13 protein-coding genes are annotated in these 20,248 nt (G+C 61.9%); 11 read left to right on the forward strand and 2 right to left on the reverse strand.

The window, feature by feature from the left end; all coding sequences use genetic code 11:
* Nucleotides 1-22 precede the first annotated feature (22 nt).
* Nucleotides 23-889 (reverse strand): helix-turn-helix domain-containing protein, encoded by an 867-nt coding sequence (locus WMO64_RS15750; RefSeq protein ID WP_294522402.1) that lies wholly within the window; start codon nucleotides 887-889, stop codon nucleotides 23-25.
* Nucleotides 890-1,267: 378 nt separating this feature from the next.
* Between WMO64_RS15750 and WMO64_RS15755 the strand changes: the two genes are divergently transcribed.
* The 8 genes from WMO64_RS15755 to nrdG all read left to right on the forward strand — a co-directional run bounded on the left by WMO64_RS15755 (nucleotide 1,268) and on the right by nrdG (nucleotide 18,150).
* The gene (locus tag WMO64_RS15755) at nucleotides 1,268-2,638 is read left to right on the forward strand and encodes a carbohydrate ABC transporter substrate-binding protein (RefSeq protein WP_349232594.1); all 1,371 of its coding nucleotides are present in this window, start codon (nucleotides 1,268-1,270) and stop codon (nucleotides 2,636-2,638) included.
* A gap of 141 nt (nucleotides 2,639-2,779) precedes the next feature.
* Nucleotides 2,780-3,664 carry a carbohydrate ABC transporter permease gene (locus WMO64_RS15760; protein WP_349232595.1) on the forward strand — a complete coding sequence of 295 codons (885 nt, stop codon included), beginning with the start codon at nucleotides 2,780-2,782 and terminating at the stop codon, nucleotides 3,662-3,664.
* A 17-nt stretch (nucleotides 3,665-3,681) separates the two neighbouring features.
* The gene (locus WMO64_RS15765; protein ID WP_349232596.1) at nucleotides 3,682-4,563 is read left to right on the forward strand and encodes a carbohydrate ABC transporter permease; all 882 of its coding nucleotides are present in this window, start codon (nucleotides 3,682-3,684) and stop codon (nucleotides 4,561-4,563) included.
* Nucleotides 4,564-4,572: 9 nt separating this feature from the next.
* The gene (locus tag WMO64_RS15770) at nucleotides 4,573-4,788 is read left to right on the forward strand and encodes a DUF6903 family protein (RefSeq protein WP_349232597.1); all 216 of its coding nucleotides are present in this window, start codon (nucleotides 4,573-4,575) and stop codon (nucleotides 4,786-4,788) included.
* A gap of 13 nt (nucleotides 4,789-4,801) precedes the next feature.
* Nucleotides 4,802-6,973, forward strand: a complete 2,172-nt coding sequence (gnpA, locus tag WMO64_RS15775) for a 1,3-beta-galactosyl-N-acetylhexosamine phosphorylase (RefSeq protein ID WP_349232598.1) — start codon at nucleotides 4,802-4,804, stop codon at nucleotides 6,971-6,973.
* Between the two features lie 189 nt (nucleotides 6,974-7,162).
* Nucleotides 7,163-14,503 carry an endo-alpha-N-acetylgalactosaminidase family protein gene (locus tag WMO64_RS15780; RefSeq protein ID WP_349232599.1) on the forward strand — a complete coding sequence of 2,447 codons (7,341 nt, stop codon included), beginning with the start codon at nucleotides 7,163-7,165 and terminating at the stop codon, nucleotides 14,501-14,503.
* A 445-nt stretch (nucleotides 14,504-14,948) separates the two neighbouring features.
* Complete coding sequence (locus WMO64_RS15785) at nucleotides 14,949-17,270, forward strand: anaerobic ribonucleoside triphosphate reductase (protein ID WP_349232600.1); 2,322 nt, start codon at nucleotides 14,949-14,951, stop codon at nucleotides 17,268-17,270.
* A 352-nt stretch (nucleotides 17,271-17,622) separates the two neighbouring features.
* Complete coding sequence (gene nrdG / locus WMO64_RS15790) at nucleotides 17,623-18,150, forward strand: anaerobic ribonucleoside-triphosphate reductase activating protein (protein WP_349232601.1); 528 nt, start codon at nucleotides 17,623-17,625, stop codon at nucleotides 18,148-18,150.
* On the opposite strand, the gene WMO64_RS15795 is transcribed toward nrdG, so the two are convergent.
* The gene (locus tag WMO64_RS15795; RefSeq protein ID WP_349232602.1) at nucleotides 18,131-18,385 is read right to left on the reverse strand and encodes a hypothetical protein; all 255 of its coding nucleotides are present in this window, start codon (nucleotides 18,383-18,385) and stop codon (nucleotides 18,131-18,133) included. The genes nrdG and WMO64_RS15795 overlap by 20 nt on opposite strands.
* Nucleotides 18,386-18,432: 47 nt before the next feature.
* On the opposite strand from WMO64_RS15795, the gene WMO64_RS15800 reads away from it, so the two are divergent.
* Genes WMO64_RS15800 through rsmI form a run of 3 tightly spaced genes read left to right on the forward strand, consistent with a single transcriptional unit; the run spans nucleotide 18,433 to nucleotide 20,160 of the window.
* Entirely contained in the window at nucleotides 18,433-18,636 is a 204-nt protein-coding gene (locus tag WMO64_RS15800; protein WP_349232603.1) for a helix-turn-helix domain-containing protein, read from the forward strand.
* Nucleotides 18,637-18,656: 20 nt separating this feature from the next.
* Nucleotides 18,657-19,304, forward strand: a complete 648-nt coding sequence (locus tag WMO64_RS15805) for a tRNA1(Val) (adenine(37)-N6)-methyltransferase (protein ID WP_349232604.1) — start codon at nucleotides 18,657-18,659, stop codon at nucleotides 19,302-19,304.
* Between the two features lie 22 nt (nucleotides 19,305-19,326).
* Nucleotides 19,327-20,160 carry a 16S rRNA (cytidine(1402)-2'-O)-methyltransferase gene (gene rsmI / locus WMO64_RS15810; RefSeq protein ID WP_294517525.1) on the forward strand — a complete coding sequence of 278 codons (834 nt, stop codon included), beginning with the start codon at nucleotides 19,327-19,329 and terminating at the stop codon, nucleotides 20,158-20,160.
* The last annotated feature ends 88 nt before the right edge of the window (nucleotides 20,161-20,248 follow it).

The following is a 20,248-nucleotide window of genomic DNA, read 5'->3' on the forward strand; positions in this document are numbered from 1 at the left end:
CATTACCTCCCGGTGGATTAGGCTATGATGAAGTGCGCTGCAGTTTGGACTGCCTGCGGTACTCCATGGGACTCACTCCCTCCAGCTTGCGGAAGCTCTGGGAGAAATAGCTGGGCGAGGAGAAGCCCAGCATGTGGGAGATCTGGCTCAGGGAGTGGTCGGTGTCGCTGAGAAGCTGCTTGCTCTCGGCGATTCTCCGGGAGATCAGATAGTTGATGGGGGAGATGCCGAACTCCTTTGAAAAGGTATGGACCAGATAATATTTGTTGACGTGGGCCACCTCGGCCAGCACGTCCAGGGACAGGCTCTCCTTAAAATGACTGTCAATATACCGCCGTACAGTAACGCATTCCTTGCTGGTGCGGGTGCCGGGCGTGGCGGGGGTGAGTGAGAAGTCCGTCCGACGCATCAGCCGCACCACCAGCACCTCCAGCAGGTCCTGGCACACCAGATCGTAGCCGCTGGCCTTGTTCTCGATCTCCGAGAGCATGGCACGGAGATAGTAGAGGGTGTCCTCCCGGCCGCCGCCGCAGTTGACGAGGCGGTAGCGGTCGTCTCCGTTCTCGCCGGCGGCAAACTCCAGCCCCTCCACGCCCATGACGATGTACTCCAGCGGGCTGGCGTTGAAGCTGACCTCGGTGTGCTCCACATTGGGATTGACGATGATCATATCATCCACAGCCACCGAGAGGGTGAGCTCCTCGATGCGGAATTTCCCCATGCCGCCCACCACATAAAAGATCTCCGTACAGGTATGGGTGTGGAGCAGGCTGTGCCAGTCGCCGCCATACTTGGCGGTGCTTACATATAAAAGACGGGTAGAGGAGCGATCCAGCGGAGCCACGCCGCCCTGACCCAGATCATATCGGCTGTTGCTCAAGAAAATCATCTCACTTTGGCACTTTAATGTAAATTTATAAATATTGCGCTAGAAGTACTATAAGTTGTATTCTATTATAAAGCACGGCTCCGTATTGTGCAATGTGAAAAAATAATTTTTTTATACACCCCTTTAAAATGTTTAAAATTTTTGAATGATATTGTGGAACCGGTTCACCACATGCAGTCAATATTGTGTTTATGCACAAAAATAGCGTCCTATTTTTGATCTTACTATCAAAAATACATCAAAAAGCAATATACATAAAATTGAAGACAAGAATAACGTTGATATCCTGACTGGAAACTGTATACTAGAGCTATCGAGAGGTGAACAAACACCTCGCAAACGCTCAAAAGGGAAACTTTATTAGGAGGTTATAAGGAAATGAAACTGAAGAAGCTCACAGCTCTCGGCCTGACCCTCGCGCTTTCCGCCTCGCTCCTTGCCGGCTGCTCCAACAGCACTCCCGGCGGCACCAGCAACACTCCCGCTCCCAGCGGCAGCCAGTCCGGCGGTGAGACCACCGGCGAGACCATCAAGGTGGCCGCCATCGAGACCAGCTACGGCACCGACGTGTGGCAGAAGGTCGCCGACGCCTTCACTGATCAGACCGGCATCAAGGTCGAGCTGACCGTGGACAAGAAGCTGGAGGACGTCATCGGCCCCGCCATGCAGGGCGGCGAGTACCCCGACGTGATCCACCTGGCCACCGGCCGTGAGGCTGGCCTGACCGAGCAGTTCATCAAGGACCACAACATCGCCGAGATCACCGACGTGCTCTCCATGACCGTGCCCGGCGAGGACGTGACCGTGGGCGACAAGATCATCCCCGGCTTCGTCAACGACAGCTCCATCACCAACCCCTACGCCGACGGCAAGACCTACCTGGCCCCCATGTTCTACTCCCCCTGCGGCCTGTTCTACAACAAGGGTCTGTTCGAGGAGAAGGGCTGGGAGGTTCCCACCACCTGGGACGAGATGTGGGAGCTGGGCGACAAGGCCGCTGCTGAGGACATCTCCCTGTTTACTTACCCCACCACCGGTTACTTTGACGCCTTCTTCTATGCTCTGATGTACGAGGCCGGCGGCGAGGACTTCTTCTTCGACGCCACCCACTACGCTGAGGGCATCTGGGATACCGACGCTGCCAAGACCGCGTTCGACACCGTTGCCAAGCTGGCCACCTACACCAACCCCATCACCCCCGCCCAGGCCAACGATCAGGACTTCACCCAGAACCAGCAGCTGGTCCTGGACAACAAGGCCCTGTTCATGCCCAACGGCACCTGGATCGTGGGCGAGATGGCTGAGGCTCCCCGCGCTGACGGCTTCGAGTGGGGCATGACCGCTCTGCCCGCTCTGACCGAGGGCGGCGACCGCTACAGCTACACCTTCTTCGAGCAGATGTGGATCCCCGCCGGCGCTGAGCACATCGACGCCGCCAAGCAGTTCATCGCCTTCATGTACAGCGACACCGCCGCTGACCTGTTCGCCGCTGCCGGCGCTGTTCAGCCTGTCACCGGCATCGTGGACCAGCTGACCGGCGACAACCAGATCTTCTACGGCATCTACGACGACGGCGCCAAGGCCGCTCTGGGTTCCTTCGCCTCCTACAAGTCCGTGGCCGGTCTGGGCACCGTCCGCGAGGTCTTCTTCGATCCCGTGAACTCCCTGGTGTCCGGTTCCATGAGCGAGCAGGAGTGGATCGACAGCATCAAGGCCGCCAGCGACCAGATGCGCGCCAACCTCCAGTAATCATCTTTGAAAACAACTGAATAACCAGTATTCAGGAGAGCGGGGGGGACGATGAGTAGCAGGCTGCTCATCGTCCCCTTTGCTCTCCAGTGTGTGTTGCTGCGATTCCGGCCGGAGCCGGCGCAGAAAGGAGCTGAGCGTGTGAAAAAGAATAAGGGACGCAGCCGATTTGTTGCGCTGTGCGTGGCCCCTGCAGTCATTCTCTTTGTGATCTTCATGATCATCCCTACCATCAACGTCTTCCGCATGTCCCTCTTTGAGAGAGGCGCCTATTCCCCCACGGAGACCTTCGTGGGCTTTGCCAACTTCCAGGCCCTCATCAACGACTCCCTGTTCATCCGTTCCATGCAGAACACCATCCTGCTCATCGTGGTGGTCACCATGGTGACCTTCGCCTTCGCGCTGGTGTTCGCCGGGATCCTCACCCGGGAGAACGTCAAGGGCAAGAACCTGTTCCGGGTGATCTTCTACATCCCCAACATTCTCTCCGTGGTCGTTATCTCCGGTATCTTCTCCGCCATCTACAAGCCCGAGAACGGCATGTTCAACAGCCTGCTGTCCATGATCACCGGCCAGACTGTGACGGTGCTCTGGAAGGATGAGCCCCTGGTCATGGTGAGTATCATCATCGCCATGGTGTGGCAGGCCATCGGCTACTACATGGTCATGTACATGGCCTCCATGGCCAGCGTGCCCCAGAGCCTGTATGAGTCCGCCAGCCTGGACGGCGCCGGCCGGGTGAAGCAGTTCTTCCAGATCACCATCCCCCTGATCTGGACCAACATCCGCACCACCCTCACCTTCTTCATCATCTCCACCATCAACATGGCCTTCCTGTTCATCAAGGCCATGACCTCCGGCGGCCCCAACGGCGCCAGCGAGGTGGCCCTGAGCTACATGTACGGACAGAAAGACGCCGGCCTGTACGGCTACTCCATGGCCATCGGCGTGGTGGTCTTCCTGTTCTCCTTCGCCCTGTCGGCCCTGGTGAACCGTGCCACCAAGCGTAAGCCGCTGGAATTCTAAGAGAGGAGGGGACTTTGATGAAAGAAAATCGTGCTGGCGAAAAGCTCTATAAAGTATTTATCTATGTCGTCCTGATTGCCCTGGCCGTGTGCATCCTGGTGCCTGTGGCGTGGGTGTTCATGGCCTCCATCAAGGAAAACAGCGAGTTCTACGGCAACCCCTGGTCCCTGCCTCTGGGCTTCCACTGGCAGAACTTCGTGGACGCGTGGAACACGGCCAAGATGGGCGACTACATGCTCAACTCCGTCATCGCCACTGCCCTGGCCCTGGTCATCCTGCTGGTGGTGGCCCTGCCTGCGGCCTATTGCCTGTCCCGGTTCCACTTCCGGGGCCGCAAGTTCCTGAACACCGCCTTTATGGCCGGTCTGTTCATCAACGTCAACTACATCGTGGTGCCCATCTTCCTGATGCTGCGTGACGGCGACACCTTCCTGAAAAACGTGTTCGGCAGCGGCTTCCTGCTCAACAACATCGTGGTGCTGGCCATTGTGTACGCAGCCACCGCCCTGCCCTTCACCATCTACCTCCTGTCGGGCTACTTTGCCACCCTGGCCCATGACTATGAGGAGGCGGCCTACATCGACGGCGCCGGCTACGGCAAGACCATGATCCAGATCATCTTCCCCATGGCCCAGCCCTCTATCGTGACCATCGTCCTCTTCAACTTCCTGTCCTTCTGGAACGAGTACATCATCTCCATGACCCTGATGAGCTCCGCCAACGGCGCCAAGACCCTGCCCGTCGGCCTGCTGAACCTGATGCAGGCCCAGCAGTCTGCGGCCCAGTACGGTATCATGTACGCCGGCCTGGTGATGGTCATGCTGCCCACCCTGATCCTGTACATCTGCGTTCAGAAGAAGCTGATCCAGGGCATGACCGTGGGCGGACTGAAAGGTTAAGGTGAGCATATGAAATTCTGGAAAGAGCACATGCCCCTGCGGGTGAGCCTGATCGCGATTTTTACAGTAGTAGGCCTGATCCTGGTGGTCGCCGGCTGGAAGATGACCGGAGAGCTGGCCGGCCTAGGCATCATGCTGGTGGGCCTGGTGCTGCTGCTGACCGCCCTGCTGCTGTACAACAAGCCCTTCGAGGAAGCAAAGGACAAGACCAAGAAATCCAAATAAGCGGAGGAAAAACATGAGCGAATTTGATCGGAAGCACGGGCGGGTAACCATCCCCACAGACGTGGACGTGGTGCCCGAGACCCTGGAGATACTGAAGCGTTGGGGCGCTGATGCCATCCGTGACTGCGACGGTACGGACTATCCGGAAGAGCTGAAGAGCGTGGACGCCAAGGTGTACTCCACGTACTACACCACCCGGAAGGATAACGCGTGGGCCAAGGCCAATCCCGACGAGGTGCAGCAGTGCTACATCATGAGCGGATTCTACCCCGCCACTGAGGATACCCTGTCCATCCCCCTGATGAAGGGCATCAGCGACGAGCTGATGAAAGTCAACACCCGGGACGACATCAAGCGCTGGTGGGAGGTCATCGACCGGACCAGCGGCGAGGTCGTGGACACCGCCAACTGGGACTATGACGAAAATACCGGCTGCGTGGTCATCAAGAACGTGGAGAAGTATCACGACTACACCGTGAGCTTCCTGGCCTACCTCATCTGGGACCCCGTCCACATGTACAACGCGGTGACCAACAACTGGCAGAACTTCGAACACCAGATCACCTTTGATGTGCGCCAGCCCAAGACCCACAAGTTCACCATGGAGCGCCTGCGCAAGTTCATCGCGGAGCACCCCTACGTGAACGTGATCCGCTACACCACCTTCTTCCACCAGTTCACCCTCATGTTTGACGAGCTCAAGCGGGAGCGGTACGTGGACTGGTACGGCTACTCCGCCTCCGTGTCCCCCTACATCCTGGAGCAGTTCGAGAAGGAAGTGGGCTACAAGTTCCGCCCCGAGTACATCATCGACCAGGGCTACTACAACAACCAGTACCGGGTGCCCAGCAAGGAGTTCAAGGACTTCCAGGCCTTCCAGCGCCGCGAGGTGGCCAAGCTGGCCAAGGAGATGGTGGACATCACCCACGAGCTGGGCAAGGAAGCCATGATGTTCCTGGGCGACCACTGGATCGGCACCGAGCCCTTTATGGACGAGTTCAAGACCATCGGCCTGGACGCGGTGGTGGGCAGCGTGGGCAACGGCTCCACCCTGCGCCTCATCAGCGACATCCCCGGCGTGAAGTACACTGAGGGCCGCTTCCTGCCCTACTTCTTCCCCGACACCTTCCACGAGGGCGGCGACCCTGTGAAGGAGGCCAAGGAGAACTGGGTGACCGCCCGGCGTGCCATCCTGCGCAAGCCCATCGACCGCATCGGCTACGGCGGCTACCTGAAGCTGGCCTGCCAGTTCCCCGACTTCATCGACTACGTGGAGAGCGTGTGCAACGAGTTCCGTGAGCTGTACGCCAACATCAAGGGCACCACGCCCTACTGCATCAAGACCGTGGCTGTGCTCAACAGCTGGGGCAAGATGCGCTCCTGGGGCTGCCACATGGTGCACCACGCTCTGTACCAGAAGCAGAACTACTCCTATGCCGGCGTTATCGAGGCCCTGTCCGGCGCTCCCTTTGACGTGAAGTTCATCAGCTTCGACGACGTGAAGGCCGACCCCTCCATCCTGGACAACATCGACGTGCTCATCAACGTGGGCGACGGCGACACCGCCCACACCGGCGGCGCCGTGTGGGAGGACCCGGCTGTGACGGCTGCCATCCGGGGCTTCATCTGGAACGGCGGCGGCTTCATCGGCGTGGGTGAGCCCTCCGGCCACCAGTACCAGGGCCGCTACCTCCAGCTGGCGGGCGCCCTGGGCGTGGAGAAGGAGACCGGCTTCACCCTGAACTACGACAAGTACAACTGGGACGAGCATCCCGACCACTTCATCCTGGCCGACTGCACCAAGGAGATGGACTTCGGCGAGGGCAAGAAGAGCATCTATGCCCTGGAGGGCACCGAGATTCTGGTGCAGCGTGAGAAGGAAGTGCAGATGGCCGTCCACAACTATGGCGCCGGCCGCTGCGTGTACATCTCCGGCCTGCCCTACACCTTTGAGAACAGCCGTGTGCTGTACCGCTCCATCCTGTGGTCCGCCCATGGTGAGGAGGACCTGAACAAGTGGTTCTCCAGCAACTTCAACGTGGAGGTCCACGCCTTCGTGGCCAACGGCAAGTACTGCGTGGTCAACAACACCTACGAGCCCCAGAGCACCACGGTCTACAAGGGCGACGGCTCCAGCTTCCAGCTGGATCTGGCCGCCAACGAGATCAAGTGGTACGAGATCTGACAGAACAATATTTCTCCTGTACGGCAGCATCAAACACCTGACAGAGACAGAAGACCAGCTCCAACTATATGACCACCGCTGGAGCCGGTTTTCTGTCAGGAAAAGCCTGTAAAACCTATGGGAAAGAAATGGTTTTATTTGGTGGGATAAGGATGTTTATCCTATATTATAAAGGAAGGGAGAATTAGCATGGCAAGTTTCAAGACAAAAACCCAGAAGGCCATCGCACTGCTCCTCTGCCTGGGAATGCTGGGCGGCATGATACCGGCCGGAGCGGCAGACACGGCGCTTCCCACGGACGAGGGGGACGCGCCGGCGATCAGCCTGACTGCGGAGCGGGCAGGCCAGCGCATCGAGGACTCTGACGATGCGGTTGTCTGGTCTGGCGACGACTGGAGTCCCTGGACCTATGACAGCGGGTCCGGCGCTACTACTCACTACGGAAACACCGTCGGCTCCACTGTGACCGTGACCTTCACCGGCGCGGGCATCGCCGTGTACGGCAAGAAGGCGTTCAACGGCCCCATCATGACCGCCGCCGTGGATGACGGGGATGCGGTCGATGTGGACTTCTACGGCGATGGAGAAGGTGGCAACGAGCAGCTGGTCTACGAGGTGACCGGCCTGGAGAACGCAGAGCACACCCTGGTGCTCACCTTCACTGACCGGGCCAATGAGAATGCGGAAAAGTCCTCCCTGGGTGATTACCAGGCTGAGATCAACTATTTCGTGGTCTCCGATGAGACCTCTGTGGAGCCCGGGCCCACCGAGCCTGGCGATCCCGATGTGGGCGTGGCCGACGGCGCCATCCACGACATCTGGTCCCAGGACCCCGCTACCGTCAAGGGTACGGGCGCCATCTGCGAGATCAAGGACGGGGAGCGCCACCTGAAGGCGGACGCTACAAACGGAAATGCTACCGCCGCGGCCTCCTACCCCGCCGTCTTTATCGACGAGACCATGTCTGCTGCGCTGAAGGGCGTGGGTGCCGATGGGACCGCCTTCCTGGAGGTCACCTTCAAGCCCACCGTGGCTGACACCAGACTGGGCCTGTACCTGAATTACGAGAACCCCGGCAAGGGCTTCTTTGTGGGTGCAGACGCCACCGGTTGGTTCTGGCAGACCTATGACGGCGGAAGCAATGCCTGGTATCAGGGCAGCCGCGTGGCCGCCCCCGGCGTGGGCACTGAGGCCACCCTCCGTCTGGAGTGGACCGGCTCCTCCCTCACCAAGGCCACGGTCAACGGCAAGGATCTGTTCCAGAATATGCCTGTTGATTTCTCCAGCGTTGTGGTATCTGAGGAGAATCAGGGCCGAGTCGGCTTCAAGGCCGGCGTCTACGGCAGCAGCATTACGGAGTACATGCTCAGCGACATCCACTACACCGGCCAGGCCAAGGTGGAGGGCCGCTCTGTCAGCGGCACCGTCACCGACGGGGAGAAGCCCGTGGCCAACGCGGTGGTCACCCTCAACGGCAAGCAGGACGTGACCAATGGCAGCGGTGAGTTCACGATCACCGACCTCACCACCGGCACCTACACCATGACCGTCGCGGCCGACGGCTATGAGGACGCCAGCCAGCAGGTGGAGATCTCCGACGCCGACGTGACGGGCCTGAACGTGGTCCTGACCGCCCTGAAGATCGAGACCGCCACCCTGAGCACCGAGGCCATGGACGTGGTGGTGGACACCGCGTTCCCCCGGGTCATCCAGTACAACATGAAGGGTGCCAATGACGGCAAGACCTTCTACGGACAGGTGACTCAGCTGGACACCCTGAAGATCAACGGCGTGTCCGTGAAGCCCGTTGTGACCGCTCAGACGGAGGGCAGCAAGATCACCTATACCATGACGGTCCAGGATGAGGGCAACAACATCGACGCGGTCATCACCGCCGAGATGGTGGCCCAGGGCAACACCCTGGCCTTCAACATCACCGACCTGACCTACGGTGAGAAGGCCGACAAGGTCAATCACCCGGTTGAGAGCATCGAGATCCCCAATCACAGCCTGATCTCCGTGCGCAGCACCCAGGCCGGCGCGGAGCTGGCCGCCGCCCGTCTGGGCAGCAGCACCATCCAGAGCGGCGACACCTTCCTCGCGGTGGACGGCGATCTGAATGTGAACAGCGTGAACAACCAGGGCTACATGTACGCCTTCCTGTCCAACAGCGAGCTGAGCGCCGGCATCTCCAGCAACTCCGACGCCGGCAGCGGCGCGGCCGGTTCCAACAACTACCGCCTGACCGTCACCGCTCAGGACCGGGGCACCTACAAGACCGTGGGCGTGGGCAGCTCCCTGTGGTATCTGGACCGCAAGATCAGCAGCAGCGACGCCACCCAGGCCTCCTATGCCAACCTGACCGATGAGGAGAAGGTAGTGGGCATTCGGGCCGGTATCGACGAGATGCCCTACGTGAAGGTGGTCATCACCGGCGACGAGAACAGCGACGAGACCGTCGACTGGCAGGATGCCGCCATCGCCGCCCGTGACCAGGAGATCATCCACATCCCCGCCTACAGCGACAGCGTGCGGGATCTGGTCACCACCCGTATCTCCATGAACTTCCAGAGTGAGGCGCCCAACCCCTTCCTGACTGCTCTTGACAACGTCAAGCGGGTGGCCCTCAACTCCGACGGCCTGGGCCAGTCCGTGCTTCTCAAGGGCTACGCCAACGAGGGCCACGACTCCGGCCACCCCGACTACTATGACATCGGCCGGCGCATCGGCGGCGTGGAGGACATGCTCACCATGCTGACCGAGGGCCACAAGTACGGCGCTGAGTTCGGTATCCACGTCAACGCCAGCGAGTTCTACCCCGAGGCCAAGGCCTTCAACGAGGACATGGTCAAGCGCAACGGCCAGCTGCTCAGCTACGGCTGGAACTGGCTGGACCAGGGCATCGGCATCAACGGCGTCTACGACCTGGCCTCCGGCAACCGGAACGAGCGCTTCGACAAGCTCTATGAGCTGGTAGGGGACAACCTGGACTACGTCTACGTGGACGTGTGGGGCAACAACACCTCCGGCACCGAGGACGCCTGGCAGACCCGCAAGCTCTCCAACGAGATCACCAGCAATGAGTGGCGGATCGTCCACGAGTGGGGCTACGCCAACGAGTGGGATTCCACCTTCCAGCACTGGGTCACCGACTTTACTTACGGCGGCTATGATCAGAAGGGCAAGCTCAACAGCGAGATCATGCGCTTCATGCTCAACAGCTACAAGGACTCCTTCCCGCCCGACTTCCCCACCTACGGCGGCGCCTCCAACGCCCCCCTGCTGGGCGGCCCCGTGATGCAGGGCTTTGAGGGCTGGCAGGGCGATGTGGAGTACGATCTCTTCATCGACAACCTGTACAACCAGATGCTGCCCACCAAGTTCCTCCAGCACTACGACATCATGAAGTGGGTGGACAACGACGAGGCCGCCTCCATCCCCTACGGCACCAGCTCCGGCGGCTTCAGCGAGAACCAGCGCTCCCAGTGGACTCCTGAGGTCCAGATCACCCTCCAGAGCGAGGACCGGACGGACACCGTGGTGGTCACCCGCGGCTCCGACAGCGAGATCAACGACACCTATTCCTATGACACCCCGGCGAACAAGCTGGAGTACCGCTCCCGCACCATCACCCTCAACGGCAAGGAGATTCTCCGCGGCGCCTCCGACCCCGGCGACTTCACCAGCAACGCCCCCGCCGGCAACCTGCAGTACCTGATCCCCTGGTACTGGGATGAGAACGGCGACGTTGTCTCCGCCGAGAACGAGAAGCTCTACCACTACAACCTGGTTGACGGCGAGAGCACCTGGGATCTGCCCGACGGCTGGACCGATCTGGCCAACGTCAAGGTCTACGAGCTGACCGACCAGGGCCGCACCAACGAGACCGTGGTGGAAGTGAAGGACGGCCGGATCACTCTGACCGCCGAGGCCGGTGTGCCCTACGTGGTGGTCAAGGGCGACAAGGGCGCTCCCGCTCCCGACGTCACCTACACTGCCGCCGGCATGCACCTGACCGACGTGTCCTTCAACGGCGTCCTGACCGACAGCTGGACCGTGACCGGCGCTGCCGAGCGGGCTGTTACCTCCCACCTGACCCCCATGCTCAAGATGAGCGGCGAGGCCACTGTCAGCCAGAAGATCACCGATCTGGTGGCCGGCCAGAAGTACGCCGTGTACGTGGGCGTGGACAACCGCAGCGACGCCAAGGCCTCCATCACCATCACCTGCGGCGATGAGGTTCTGGCCAGCAACTACACCCTGCGCTCCATTGCCCGCAACTACATCAGCAGCTACATCCACCACAACGGCAACCCCACCGAGAGCGGCAGCAGCTACTTCCAGAACATGTACGTGTTCTTCACCGCGCCTGAGAGCGGGGATGTGGTCCTGACCCTGAGCCGCGAGGCGGGCGAGGGCAACACCTACTTCGACGATGTCCGCGTGGTGGCCAATGAGTCCGACCTGTACACCTATGACGAGGAGGGCAACATCGTCGCCTTCTATCAGGACTTCGAGAACGAGGCCCAGGGCCTGTTCCCCTTCGTCATGTCCGGCGCCCAGGGCATTGCCGACGGCCGGAACCACCTCTCCGAGCTCCACGCCCCCTACACCCAGGCCGGCTGGGACGTGAAGAAGATGGACGACGTGCTGGACGGCAACTGGTCTGTCAAGATCAACGGCCTGGTCGGGTACAACAACGCCATCTACTACACCATTCCCCAGAACTTCCACTTTGAGCCCGGCGTGACCTACAACGTCAGCTTCAAGTATCAGATGGGCTCCGAGGGCACCTATGAGGTGGTCTACGGCAGCGGCGCCTACAACAACAGCACCGCCACCGCTGTGCCTCTGAAGATGTCCCTGGGCGAGACCGCCACCTGCACCTTCACCATCATCGGCGACGAGTCCGGCCAGACCTGGTTCGGCATCCGCTCCACCGGCAAGGGTGCGAATACCCAGGGCACCAGCGGTGCTGCGGCCGACTTCGGCGGCTATAAGGACTTTGTGCTGGATGACCTGAGCATCACCGTCAGCGAGGTGAGCAAGGGCGATCTGAGCCAGCTGGTCACCGAGGGCAGCGCTATGCTCGAGGGCGACTACACCGGCGATTGGGCTGCCTTCCAGGCCGCTCTGTCCGCCGCCAAGGACGTTCTGAACAATCCTGAGGCCACCCAGGAGGCCGTGACCCAGGCCGCCACCGAGCTGGAGCGCACCATGCTCAACCTGACCCGTCTGGTGACCAAGCTGACCGGCGTGGTGGCTGACGCCGAGGGCAACCCCGTGGCCGGCGCCACCGTCACCCTGGAGAACAGCGGCTACCGTCCCACCGGCGCCACCTGCGTGACCGACGCTCAGGGCCGCTATGAGTTCGACTGGCTGTCCGCCGAGCGGTATATGGTCAAGGTGACCGCCCAGGGCTACGATGTTATCACCGTGGATGCCGGCACCCTCACCGCCGGTGAGACCAACCAGAAGGACGTGACCCTCGCCACCAAGACTGGCAGCGGCTACGTCAACACCTTCGACAGCGGCGACGTCTCCATGATCCAGCCTCTGGCCGGCAATGCGGGCGACGGCGCCAACGAGGTCATCGAGGCCGTGGACTACAACGGCAGCAAGGCCCTGAAGGTGACCTTCAAGAGCACCGAGCGCAACAGCGTGGTGGATCAGACCCTCAGCATGAAGAACGGCACGGTCGAGATGGACGTGACGCCTCTGACCACCGGCTCCCGCTTCGGCGTGACCCTGCGCGGCAACGGTATGAACAGCCGTATCTTCATCGGCACCTTCGACAGTGCCAATGGCTGGGGCTGGGAGTACTTCGGCAGCGGCAACCTGTGGTCCAGCACCGTCCAGGGCCCCGGCCTGTATGTGGGCGTCACCACCCATATCAAGGTCACCCTGAAGGACAACAACATCTCCCTGTGGGTGGACGGCGTCCAGCTGATGGATGAAGTGGCCATGTCCAACCCGCCCAGCGAGGCCGGCTATGTGGGCATCAACATGGGCCGCAACGCCGACGCCGCCTTCATCATCGACAACCTCTCCATCACCCCCGCTGACGAGGCCGCGGAGGACACCGCTCCCATCAGCGGCCAGATCCTCAACAGCGCCAACGAGCCTGTGGTTGGCGCCCAGATCACCGTGACTGAGAAGAACACCCGCGCCAGCGATGTGGTCACCAGCACCGTGACCGGCGGCGACGGCCGCTTCACCACCGTGCCTCTGGCGGCCGGCGACTATGTGCTGACTGTCACTGCTGCTGGCTATGACACCATCACCATGGAGGCCACCGTGGCCGGCGGCGAGGCCGTCGCGCTGGAGGCCGCCAAGCTGGCTGTGGACGACAGCGTGCTCCAGTCCCTCTACGATCAGCACAAGAACGACGCTCAGGGCAGCTACACCGACCAGAGCTGGAAGGCCTTCCAGGACGCTCTGGCCCAGGCCGAGGAAGCCCTGAAGAGCGGCGACGATCAGGCTCTGCTGGCGGCCTATGAGGCTCTGGAAACCGCCATCAACTCCCTGACCATTGCCGACAAGACCGAGCTGTACGCCCTGTATGACGAGTGCGCCGCCATGGCCAACAGCGGCTACTCCGACAGCAGCTGGCTGGCCTTCCGCAGAGCCCTCAGCGACGCGGTGGACGTGCTGCTGGACGGCAGCGCCACCCAGACTCAGGTGGACGAGGCCTTCAACGCCCTTAAGATCGCCAGAGATGGCCTGAGCGATGAGTCCAGCTCCGTGATGCAGTACAACATCGTCGCCACTGCCGGCGAGGGCGGAACCATCAGCCCCAGAGGCTCTGTGTGGGTCCCCATGAATACCAGCCGCACCTTCACCATTACCGCCAACGAGGGCTATGTGATCAGCGACGTGCTGGTGGACGGCAAGAGTGTGGGCGCTGTGTCCAGCTACACCTTCGAGAAGGTGAACGGCCGCCACACCATCGAGGCGAAGTTCGCGCCTGCTGGTGAGGTGAGCGAGGAGACCTTCACCGACGTGGACATGGATGCCTGGTACGGCAAGGCCGTGGTCTATGTGACCGACAACGGCATCATGAACGGCACTTCCGCCACCACCTTCGCGCCCGGCATGAACCTCACCCGGAGCATGATGGCGCAGATCCTCTACAACATGGAGAAGCAGCCCACCGTCACCGGGTCCAACCCCTTCAACGACGTGCCTGCCGGCCAGTGGTACACCGACGCTGTGGTGTGGGCCGCTGCCAACGACATTGTCAACGGCTACAACGGCAGCTTCCAGCCCGACGATTCCATCACCCGTGAGCAGATGGCCGCCATCCTCTACCGCTACGCTCAGTACAAGGGCGAGGATACCAGCGCTGCGGGCAGCCTGGAGAGCTTCTCCGACGGCTCCGCCACCTCTGGCTGGGCCAAGGAGGCCATGGCCTGGGCTGTGGGCGCCGGCGTCATCGGCGGCAAGGGCAACGGCGTGCTGGATCCCACCGGTACCGCTACCCGCGCTGAAGTGGCGCAGATCATGATGAACTTCCTGGAGACGAAGTGATCTCCGACATAGCTTCCCTGTAAATCCGGACCAAGGAACCCCCGGCTCCGCCTATGCGGAGCCGGGGGTTCTGCATGTCAAAAATCCTGACGCCGCCCAGATAGGGGAGGCATGTGATTTGATACTTTTTCAAATCGTTCTGGACGTGCCGGGGTAAGTAAAATACAAAAAATGCCAGTATTTTTTTCCTCTTATCATCCGGGCCCCAAGTCCGCAAAGCCTTGGGCCGGAGCGTCAACTGTCAACCTATCCAAAAAACCTCTGCTAAATTCGGCGGGCGTTTTCCGCCTGGGCGCATGCCGGACCCTTGACGGCTTGTCCGGGATGGTATACTATATATACACTCACTGACCAAGATGGCACTACATCTTGTATACAATAAAGCGGACTTTTGGCCCCCTCTGGGGGGCGTTTTTTTGCGGAAAAAAGGAAAGAGGAGCGAGATATGACCATCAGCAGCATTCGCAAGCGCGACGGGCGGCTTATGCCCTTCGATGAGGAAAAGATCGTCCACGCCATCACCAAGGCGTTCAACGCCACCTACAAGCCCGGCCACGAGGACACGGCCCGCAAGCTGGCCGACGAGGTGCTCTCCATCCTGGAGGTGGAGGGCAACCAGCAGCCCGACGTGGAGCACATCCAGGACCTGGTGGAGCGGGTGCTCATGGACGACGGGTACGTCCAGACCGCCAAGGCCTATATCCTCTACCGCTCCGACCGCAGCCGGGTGCGGGAGATGAACACCCGCCTGATGAAGATCTACGAGGACATCACCTTCTCCGCCGCCAAGGACTCGGACATCAAGCGGGAGAACGCCAACATCGACGGCGACACTGCCATGGGCTCCATGCTCAAGTTCGGCTCCGAGGGCGCCAAGCAGTTCTACGACATGTTCGTCCTCAACCCGGACCACGCCCGGGCCCACCGGGAGGGCGACATCCACATCCACGACCTGGACTTCCTCACCCTCACCACCACCTGCTGCCAGATCGACATCAAGAAGCTGTTCCAGGGCGGCTTCTCCACCGGCCACGGCACTCTCCGGGAGCCCAACGATATCGCCTCCTACGCCGCCCTGTGCTGCATCGCCATCCAGTCCAACCAGAACGACCAGCACGGCGGCCAGAGCGTGGTGAACTTCGATTACGGCATGGCCGACGGCGTGAAGAAGACCTTTGTCAGGTGCTACCGCCAGAATATGGCCCGTGCGCTCATGCTCCTGTGCGGGGACGAGGACCCGGAGAAGGAGCTGAAGGGCGTCATGGCCGACATCCAGGCGGAGACCGGCCTTCAGCCCACCCTGGAGCACTGCGAGGACTACTTTGCCGCCGAGCTGCCCCGTCTGACCGGCCGCTTCGGCGACGAGGAGGAGATCAAGAAGGCCCAGCAGTTCGCCCACCAGCGGGCGGTGAAGGAGACCGACCGGGCCACCTACCAGGCCATGGAGGCCCTGATCCACAACCTGAACACCATGCACTCCCGTGCGGGCGCCCAGACCCCCTTCTCCTCCATCAACTACGGTATGGACACCTCTCCCGAGGGCCGCATGGTGATGAAGAACCTGCTGCTGGCCACCGAGGCCGGCCTGGGCAACGGCGAGACCCCCATCTTTCCCATCCAGATCTTCCGGGTGAAGGAGGGCGTCAACTACAACCCCGGCGAGCCCAACTACGACCTGTTCCAGCTGGCCATCCGCTGCTCCGCCAAGCGGCTGTTCCCCAACTTCAGCTTTATCGACGCCCCCTTCAACCTGCAGTACTACGATCCCAAGCGTCCTGAGACCGAGATCGCCTACATGGGCTGCCGCACCCGGGTCATCGGCAATGTGTACGACCCCAGCCGGGAGATCTGCAACGGCCGGGGCAACCTGTCCTTCACCACCATCAACCTGCCCCGTCTGGCCATCAAGGCCAAGGGGGACCTGGACGCCTTCTTCGAGGGCCTGGACCGGATGATGGACCTGTGCGTGGACCAGCTGCTGGAGCGGTTCGAGATCCAGTGCCGCAAGCACGTGCGGAACTACCCCTTCCTCATGGGCCAGGGCGTCTGGCTTGACAGCGACAAGCTGGACTGGGACGACGAGGTCCGTGAGGTGCTCAAGCACGGCACCCTGTCCGTGGGCTTCATCGGCCTGGCCGAGACCCTGAAGGCCCTCATCGGCGTGCACCACGGCGAGAGCGAGAAGGCCCAGGTCCTGGGCCTGGAGATCATCTCCCACATGCGGGCCCGCATGGACGCGGAGAGCGAGAAGCGGGGGCTCAACTTCTCTCTGCTGGCCACCCCCGCCGAGGGCCTGTCCGGCCGCTTTGTGAAGATGGACAAGGCCCGCTTCGGCGTCATGGAGGGCATCACCGACCGGGAGTACTACACCAACTCCTTCCACGTGCCGGTGTACTATCCCATCTCCGCCTACGACAAGATCCGCATCGAGGCCCCCTACCACGCCCTCACCAACGCCGGCCACATCAGCTACATCGAGATGGACGGCGACCCCACCGAGAACCTGGAGGCCTTTGAGAAGGTCATCCGCTGCATGAAGGAGAACGGCATCGGCTACGGCTCCGTGAACCACCCGGTGGACCGTGACCCTGTGTGCGGCTTCTCCGGCATCATCGGCGACCAGTGCCCCGGCTGCGGCCGCACCGAGGCCGACGGCGTGCCCTTTGAGCGCATCCGCCGCATCACCGGCTACCTGGTGGGCACCCTGGACCGCTTCAACAACGCCAAGCGGGCCGAGGAGCACGACCGGGTGAAGCACTCGGTGTAAGCAAAGAATAAGAGCAGTGCCCCTGCCGCCATGCGGCAGGGGCACTTTTTCAGTCAAAAGAGCGGCAAGGCCGCTCTTTTGAGTCAGATACAGCCCACTGCGCGCATAATTTGCCCGCTTGATGCGGACAAATTCCACACTTGCGGGCTGAGAAGAATTTTCTCCGACGTATATGCCGCCGGAGAAAATGAATTTTATTTGATTCGCGCCTGCGGGCGCGAACTCTGCGAGGCTTTTACCTGAGCCCAGTGGTCTAAAGCAACTTTTGGTCCTGCGCTCCCTGATTTCCTTGTGCTTTGGTGGGGGAGCGGCTATAATGGAGAAAACAGCGTTTACAGAAAGGAACGAGCCTATGAGAATCGCGTCCACCATGTCCGATTCCATTGTGGACGGCCCGGGACTCCGCTTTACGGTGTTCACCCAGGGCTGCCCCCATAACTGTCCCGGCTGCCACAACCCGGAGACCCACGACCCCGCCGGCGGGCGGGAGGAGGATGTGGAGGCGCTGGCGGAGCGGATGGGGAAGAACCCCCTCACCGACGGCCTCACCCTCTCGGGCGGGGACCCCTTCCTCCAGGCGGAGGAGTGCGCCAGGCTGGCCGCCCTGGCCCACGGCCAGGGGAAGAACGTGTGGACCTACACCGGCTACACCTGGGAGGTCCTTACTGCCGCCGGGCGGCCCGACTGGGACGCCCTACTGGCCCAGACCGACGTGCTGGTGGATGGGCCCTTTGTGGAGGCACAGAAGTCCTATGACGCCCTGTTCCGGGGCTCCACCAACCAGCGGCTCATCGACGTGGCTGCCAGCCGCCGGGCGGGCAGGGTGGTGCTGTGGACCCGGCCCGACCCGCTGGCCCACTTCACGGTTCCTGAGTCGTAAGACACTCCGGCCCGGCGGGGGAGCAGTCCCGGGCCAGGCCGACGCCTGTGCGCAGGCCCAGGTAGAAGGCGTGGACAGCCAGAAAGCGGAACAGAGCCTCCTGCTCCTGCCGTGCCTGTCCGGTGTGGCTGTTCTCCCACAGGGAGAAGAGGTGCTCCGCCTCCAGATCCCTGGGCTGATTGTCCAGATAGGGCTTGATGTAGCTGCTGTACAGGAAGCGGGAAAAATCAGTCATGACACCACCTCCTAAGTCGTGCTTATTATACACCACTGGAGAAGATTATGGAGCCGTTTGGAAAACGGCTGAAGGAGCTGCGGGAACAGGAACATAAAACGCAGGTAGACATGGCCAAGTTGCTGCAATGCACGGACCGCCATTATCAGCGCATGGAGTATGGGTATGTCAATGTCCCTTCTTTGACCCTTATTTTTCTGGCAGACTATTTCCATGTGACCACCGACTATCTGCTGGGTCGGGAGGACTGAACCGAGAGGAGGGAGGGGCCGTGCCGCCCATTGAACAGCTTGGCCCCTTCTCCTACCGCTGGGAGGAGGGCTGCTTTCCACTGGGGCAGGACAGCCTGCTGCTGGGGTCCTTCGCCACGGTGAAGCCGGGGTGGAGGGTGTGCGACCTGGGGTGCGGCGCGGGGGCGCTGCTGCTCCTGTTGCTGGGCCGGGTTTCCACTTTGACGGTCTGCGGTGTGGAAATTTCCCCCATGGCCGCCGCCGCTGCCCGGCGCAATCTGGCGGACAACGGCCTGTCCGGGGAGATCATCACCGGCGATTTGAGCGCTCCGTCCGGCCTGCCGCCGGCGGGGACGTGGGATCTGGTGGTGTCCAACCCGCCCTGGTTTCCCGACGGCTCCGGCCGTTCCGGCGGCCCGGAGCGGATGGAGGAGCGATGTACCCTGGAGCAGCTGTGTGCCGCGGCCGCCCGGTGCCTGAAAAACGGCGGCCGCTTCGCCCTGGTCCACCGGCCCGACCGGCTGACCGACCTGCTGTGCGCTCTCCGGGCCGCCGGACTGGAGCCCAAGCGGATGCAGCTGGTGCAGCACAGGGAGGACAAGGCCCCCTCCGCCGTGCTGCTGGAGGCGGTGCGGCAGGGCCGCCCGGGGTTGGACGTCCTGCCCGTGCGGACAGGGCCGGTAAACTGATTGATTTTCTGGAGGTGGCCCAATGGCCGGAATACTCTATCTGGTCCCCACGCCCATCGGCAACCTGGGGGACATGTCCCAGCGCATGATCGACACCCTGGCAGAGGCGGACTTTATCGCCGCCGAGGACACCCGGGTGTCCCTGAAGCTGCTCAACCACCTGGGGCTGAAAAAGCCCATGGTGAGCTACTACCGCCACAACACCGAGACCGGCGGCCAGACCGTGCTCAACCGCCTGCTGGCGGGGGAGAGCTGCGCCCTGGTCACCGACGCGGGCACCCCCGCCATCTCCGACCCCGGCGAGGAGCTGGTAAAGCTGTGCGCCGACAACGGCGTGGAGGTCATCTCCATCCCCGGCCCCTGCGCCCTGGTCACCGCCCTGTCGGTGTCCGGCCTGCCCACCGGCCGGTTCACCTTTGAGGGCTTCCTGCCCATGAACAAGAAGAACCGGAAGGCCCATCTGCTCTCCCTGGCCGGGGAACAGCGGACCATGATCTTCTACGAGGCCCCCCACAAGCTGAGCGCCACCCTGGCCGACCTGCGGGACACCTTCGGCGGGGACAGGCGGATCTCCCTGTGCCGGGAGCTGACCAAGCTCCACGAGGAGGTGCGCCGCACCACCCTGGATGAGGCCGTGGCCTGGTACCAGGCCAACAGCCCCAAGGGGGAGTTCGTGCTGGTGGTGGAGGGCGCCCAGCCCGTGGAGGAGGAGGGCGTCAGCCCGGAGGACGGCCTGGCCTTGGTGGAGCGCTACCGGGGTGAGGGGCTCTCCCTGCGGGACGCCGCCCGCCGTGCGGCAGAGGAGACCGGCCTGCCCCGGAAGGAGCTCTATGACCGGGCGCTAGGGAAAAAATAGTAGTTTGTCCGAAAAACTTGGAGACTAAAACAATATGCAGCCAGCATACAGCGGCGGGGGGGGGGGGGGGGGGGGGGGGGGGGGGGGG

The organism is Pseudoflavonifractor intestinihominis, assembly GCF_040096055.1.
Taxonomy (GTDB): Bacteria; Bacillota; Clostridia; order Oscillospirales; family Oscillospiraceae; genus Pseudoflavonifractor; species Pseudoflavonifractor intestinihominis.

What these genes read in the sequence shown, in the direction of transcription:
- WMO64_RS15800 (WP_349232603.1), top strand. Translation starts at nt 18,433, where the DNA reads ATGGAGCCGTTTGGAAAACGGCTGAAGGAGCTGCGGGAACAGGAACAT.
- WMO64_RS15780 (WP_349232599.1), top strand. Translation starts at nt 7,163, where the DNA reads ATGGCAAGTTTCAAGACAAAAACCCAGAAGGCCATCGCACTGCTCCTC.
- WMO64_RS15750 (WP_294522402.1), bottom strand. Translation starts at nt 889, where the DNA reads ATGATTTTCTTGAGCAACAGCCGATATGATCTGGGTCAGGGCGGCGTG.
- WMO64_RS15785 (WP_349232600.1), top strand. Translation starts at nt 14,949, where the DNA reads ATGACCATCAGCAGCATTCGCAAGCGCGACGGGCGGCTTATGCCCTTC.
- WMO64_RS15755 (WP_349232594.1), top strand. Translation starts at nt 1,268, where the DNA reads ATGAAACTGAAGAAGCTCACAGCTCTCGGCCTGACCCTCGCGCTTTCC.
- nrdG (WP_349232601.1), top strand. Translation starts at nt 17,623, where the DNA reads ATGAGAATCGCGTCCACCATGTCCGATTCCATTGTGGACGGCCCGGGA.
- WMO64_RS15765 (WP_349232596.1), top strand. Translation starts at nt 3,682, where the DNA reads ATGAAAGAAAATCGTGCTGGCGAAAAGCTCTATAAAGTATTTATCTAT.
- WMO64_RS15770 (WP_349232597.1), top strand. Translation starts at nt 4,573, where the DNA reads ATGAAATTCTGGAAAGAGCACATGCCCCTGCGGGTGAGCCTGATCGCG.
- gnpA (WP_349232598.1), top strand. Translation starts at nt 4,802, where the DNA reads ATGAGCGAATTTGATCGGAAGCACGGGCGGGTAACCATCCCCACAGAC.
- WMO64_RS15795 (WP_349232602.1), bottom strand. Translation starts at nt 18,385, where the DNA reads ATGACTGATTTTTCCCGCTTCCTGTACAGCAGCTACATCAAGCCCTAT.
- rsmI (WP_294517525.1), top strand. Translation starts at nt 19,327, where the DNA reads ATGGCCGGAATACTCTATCTGGTCCCCACGCCCATCGGCAACCTGGGG.